Source organism: Promicromonospora kroppenstedtii DSM 19349, from assembly GCF_000515355.1.
Lineage (GTDB): Bacteria > Actinomycetota > Actinomycetes > Actinomycetales > Cellulomonadaceae > Promicromonospora > Promicromonospora kroppenstedtii.
Window position 1 is genome coordinate 5,279 of record NZ_KI911697.1, and the last position, 3,140, is coordinate 8,418.

At 73.0% G+C, this 3,140-nt stretch carries 3 protein-coding genes; 2 read left to right on the forward strand and 1 reads right to left on the reverse strand.

From position 1 onward, the window contains the following. On the forward strand, positions 1-538 hold a 538-nt coding region (locus PROKR_RS18030; RefSeq protein WP_036965378.1), incomplete at its 5' end, for a lytic transglycosylase domain-containing protein. Between the two features lies 1 nt (position 539). Here the strand turns inward: PROKR_RS18030 and PROKR_RS18035 are convergent. Further along, positions 540-1,154, reverse strand: a complete 615-nt coding sequence (locus tag PROKR_RS18035) for a TetR/AcrR family transcriptional regulator (protein ID WP_211240174.1) — start codon at positions 1,152-1,154, stop codon at positions 540-542. 120 nt (positions 1,155-1,274) lie between these two features. On the opposite strand from PROKR_RS18035, the gene PROKR_RS18040 reads away from it, so the two are divergent. After that, on the forward strand, positions 1,275-3,140 hold a 1,866-nt coding region (locus PROKR_RS18040), incomplete at its 3' end, for an RICIN domain-containing protein (protein ID WP_051433116.1).

Here is a 3,140-nt window from a genome sequence, read left to right on the forward strand (position 1 = left end):
CGGCATCCCTCGGCGGGCGCTGGCCGCGTACGCGGGCGCGTCCCTGCGGCTGGCCGAGACCATGCCGCAGTGCGGCCTCGGCTGGAACACGCTCGCCGGGATCGGCGCCGTCGAGTCGATCCACGGCAGCTACCTCGGGGCGAGCGCCGACGCCGACGGCCTGGTGAGCCCGCCGATCATCGGCATCGCCCTGGACGGCAGCGAGGGAGTCATGGAGATCCTCGACACCGACGGGGGCGAGCTCGACGGCGACGTGCGCTGGGACCGCGCCGTCGGCCCGATGCAGTTCATCCCCACCACATGGGCCGACTTCGCGCAGGACGGGAACCTGGACGGCCGCACCGACCCGCACCAGATCGACGACGCCGTGCTCACCGCGGCCCACTACCTGTGCGCGAGCGGCGGCGACCTCACCAGCGACGACGGCTGGCAGGGGGCGCTGGCGGCCTACAACCGGTCCGTCTCCTACGCCCACGACGTCGCGGACCTGGCGACGTCCTACGGCCAGGGGCCGGACACCGAGGAGCCGGGGGCCTAGCTCAGCGACCCGGCAGGTCCCGGCCGATGAGCCGGACGATCGCCACCTCGGTCGCGTGCGCCATGTCGACCGAGCCGGGCTCCAGCAGCCACTGGAGCTGCAGGCCGTCCATGGTCGCCACGATGACGCGGGCGGTGGTGGCGGTGTCCACGTCGTCCGCCACCTCCCCGAGCGACCGGGCCTCCTCCAGCGCCTCGACCACCAGGGCCAGCAGGCCCTGGTACCGGTCGCGGAAGTAGTCCTGCGCGGGGTGCTCCGCGGTCACGCTCTCCGCCGCGAGCACCGTGTACAGCCGCACGATCCCCTCACGCTCGGTGTTGCGCCGCGAGGTCTCCACCAGGTGCCGCAGGAACGCCAGGCCGCGCGGGCGCTCACTGCCGAGCTCCTCGATGTCGGACGAGTCGCGCAGGTCGAGCACGCCGGTGAGCAGCCCGGCCTTGGACGAGAAGTAGTGCAGCACCCCGGCCTGAGTCAGCCCGACCCGCGCCGAGATCTCCGCGAGCGACGCGCTCTGGTAGCCGCGCTCCGCGAACGTCTCCATGGCGATGCGCAGGATCTCGGCCCGGCGCTCCGCGGGCGGACGCCGCGTCCGGACGGCCCCGGGTTCTCGTGTCATCCGAGCGAGTCTACGGACCTCTCCCCCGGGTCCCGGCCGGGTACGGGAAACTGCTACCTACCGAGCACTTGGTAGGTAGGGGTAGGCTCGCCCCACATTCCACCCATCGAGGGAGTCGCAATGACGCGCACCACCCGCACCGGGTCCATCCGGACGACACTCGCCACGCTCGGCGTCCTGGCTCTCGCGGCCGCCGGGATCGCCCCGGCTGCCGCCTCCGGCCCCGCCGCCACTCCGGCCCCTGCCCAGGCCGCCGCCCCGACCAGTGCCCGGGTCTGGGTCACCACCGCCGACGGCGGCCGCAAGCTGACCGACGGCGGCACCCTCGCCTTCGACACAGGCCCGCAGGCCACCGACATCCGGGTCAGCCCCGACCAGGTGTCCCAGCGGTTCACCGGCGCGGGCGCGTCCGTCACGGAGGCGTCGGCCGCGCTGATCAGCGGCCTGCCCGCCGGCACCCGCGACACGCTGCTGCGGTCGCTGTTCTCCCGCTCCGGCGACGGCATCGGGCTGAACTACCTGCGCCAGCCGCTCGGCAGCACCGACTTCAACTCGGGCGGCTTCTACACCTACGAGGACACCCCGGGGCAGTTCAGCATCGCGCGCGACCAGCAGCAGATCCTGCCCGTGCTGCGCCAGGCGCTGGCGATCAACCCGAACATCCGGTTCATGGGCAGCCCGTGGTCCCCGCCGGCCTGGATGAAGTCCGGCGGCTCCCTGAACGGTGGCAGCCTGCGCGCCGAGAACTACGACGAGTACGCCGACTACCTGGTCCGCGCGATCCAGGCGTACGCGCAGCAGGGCGTCACGCTCAGCGACCTCACGGTGGCGAACGAGCCGCTGTTCGCGACGAGCTATCCGTCGCTGAGCATGTCCGCGGCGGAGCAGGCCCAGTTCCTGCGGGTGCTCGACGCCCGGCTGACCAGCGCCGGGCTGGGCACGCAGATCTTCGCCTACGACCACAACTGGGACCGCCCCGACTACCCGCTGGAGGTCTTCTCGGGCACGCAGGGCATCTCGCGCGTCGTCGGCGCCGCGTTCCACTGCTACGGCGGCTCCCCCGAGGCACAGGCGCAGGTCGTGGCTGCCGGCAAGCGGGTCTACTTCACCGAGTGCTCCGGCACGGACAGCGACAACGCCGCGAACACGTTCGGGGACACGCTGGTCTGGCACGCCGAGAACCTCGTGGTGCGCAACATGCGCAACGGCGGCGAGACGACGATCAGCTGGAACCTCGCGCTGGACCAGAACGGCGGTCCGCACCAGGGCCACTGCGGCACCCGGTGCAACGGGGTGGTCCAGATCGCCGGCGGCACCGTGACACGCAACGCCGAGTTCTACGTGCTGGGCCACCTGACCAGGTTCGTCGACGCCGGGGCCCGCCGCATCGGCTCCACCAGCGAGCAGCCCGGCGGCCTGCAGAACGTCGTCTACCAGAACCCGGACGGCACCCGCGTGGCGTACGTCGTGAACGCCTCCTCCGGCAGCCGCACCTTCTCCATCACCGACGAGGGCCGCTCCCTGACCCACACGCTGCCGGGACGCGCGGTGGCCACCTACACGTGGGACCCGCAGTCCACCACCACGCCCGCCGACCCGGACCCGGCGTCCTGGTACCAGGTGGCCTCGTCCGCGAGCGGCAAGTGCCTCGACGCCGCCGACTGGGGCACCGCCGACGGCACCGGCCTGCAGCAGTGGGCCTGCGGCGACGCGGCCCAGGCCAACCAGCGCTGGCGGTTCACGCCCACCTCGGGCGGGTACTACCAGGTGACCAACCAGCACGCGGACAAGGCCTGGGACGTCGCGGGCGGCCCGGGCGCCACCGGCGACGGCGTCGCCGTCCAGCTCTGGTCCTACGTGGGCGGCACCAACCAGCAGTGGCGCCCGACGACGACGGCCGCCGGGGTCACGTTCACCGCCCGGCACAGCGGCCGCTGCCTCACGCTCGGCACGCCGGCCGGAGCCGACGGCACGCGGTTCACGCAG